Here is a 1,462-nt window from a genome sequence, read left to right on the forward strand (position 1 = left end):
TCTCGGCGCCGGATACACGGGCATCATGTTCACGCTCTCGCCGGTCATCACGCTGGTCTTTTCGATCCTGCTCGGCGTCAGGAGCCCCAACCTGCTCGGCGTCGTCGGCATCGCCGTCGGCTTCATCGGCGCGGTGATGGTTGCGCTCACGCGAGGCGAGGCTGGCCAGCCGGCGGACTATTTCTGGGTGGCGATCGGGCTGCTGATCCCCGTCAGCCTGGCCGCCGGCAACATCTACCGCACCGTCGACTGGCCGGAATCAACCGGTCCGATCGAACTCGCCGTGGGCAGTCATCTCGCGGCGGCGACCTTGCTTCTCATCGGCATCCTGACGCTATTCGGCTGGCAGGCGTTCGCTCCGCTCGGCGGCGTGCCGCTGGTGGCCGCCGGACAGGTGGCGTCGGCGTCGGCGATGTTCGCCTTCTTCTTCCGGCTGCAGGCGGTCGGCGGACCGGTCTATCTCAGCCAGATCGGCTATGTGGCGGCAGCGGTCGGGCTGTTTGCCGGCACGATCTTCCTTGGCGAGCACTATCAGCTGCTGACCTGGCTGGGTGCGGCCATCATCACGGCCGGCGTTTTCATCACGACGAAAGCACAAAACCAGACCAGCGCGAGGGCGCAGGCTCAGCCGGCGTGAAGACGAACGCCGTCGTGCAGGCCGATCAGACCGAAGCCTTCTCGGCCAGCACCATGTAGTTGACGTCCATGTCCTTGGACCTCTGCCAGCGGTCGGCCAGCGGATGATAGATCACGCCGGTGCGGTCGATGACCGAGAGCCCAGCCGCGCCGAGCGCCTTTGCCAACTCCTCGGGCCGCACCAGCTTGCCGAACTGGTGAGTGCCGCGCGGCAGCCAGCGCAGCACATATTCGGCGCCGATGATGGCAAGGCCAAGCGCCTTCAGCGTGCGGTTGATGGTGGCGACGAACATGATGCCGCCGGGCCGGACCATCTCACTGCATTTGGCGACGAACAGATCGACGTCGGCGACATGCTCGACCACCTCCATGTTGAGGATGACGTCGAAGGTCTCGCCGGCGTCCGCCAGCGCCTCGGCCGTGGTGGCGCGATAGTCGATGCCAACACCGGCCTCGGCCGCATGCAGTTTCGCCACTTCGATGTTGGTGGCGGAGGCGTCGGCGCCGACCACCTCGGCGCCGAGCCGCGCCATCGGTTCGCACAAAAGCCCGCCGCCGCAGCCGATGTCGAGGAAACGCAGGCCCTCGAAAGGCCTGGCCGCGCGCGGGTCGCGGCCGAAGCGGCTCGCCACCTGGTCGCGGATATAGGCAAGCCGCACCGGGTTGAACTTGTGCAGCGGCCGGAACTTGCCGTTCGGGTTCCACCATTCTGCGGCAAGGGCGGAGAAGCGCTCGACTTCTCCGGTATCGATGGTCGATCGGCGGGGCTCAGGCATGGGCGGGTCTCCTCGAACGCTAGGAAGTCGGGCGTGGGGGAGGGAATGTC

General features: G+C 66.8%; 2 protein-coding genes. One reads left to right on the forward strand and one right to left on the reverse strand.

Translation table 11 applies throughout. The features are described from left to right. Positions 1-637 (forward strand): DMT family transporter (locus EOA38_RS36460; RefSeq protein WP_127301488.1); only part of this gene is annotated, 637 nt, incomplete at its 5' end. 25 nt (positions 638-662) lie between these two features. Here EOA38_RS36460 and ubiG read toward each other — a convergent pair. Continuing rightward, a complete protein-coding gene (ubiG, locus tag EOA38_RS36465; RefSeq protein WP_126091759.1) occupies positions 663-1,412 on the reverse strand; it encodes a bifunctional 2-polyprenyl-6-hydroxyphenol methylase/3-demethylubiquinol 3-O-methyltransferase UbiG in 750 nt (249 codons plus the stop codon). Positions 1,413-1,462: the final 50 nt, after the last annotated feature.

It is taken from the genome of Mesorhizobium sp. M1E.F.Ca.ET.041.01.1.1, from assembly GCF_003997355.1.
GTDB lineage: Bacteria > Pseudomonadota > Alphaproteobacteria > Rhizobiales > Rhizobiaceae > Mesorhizobium.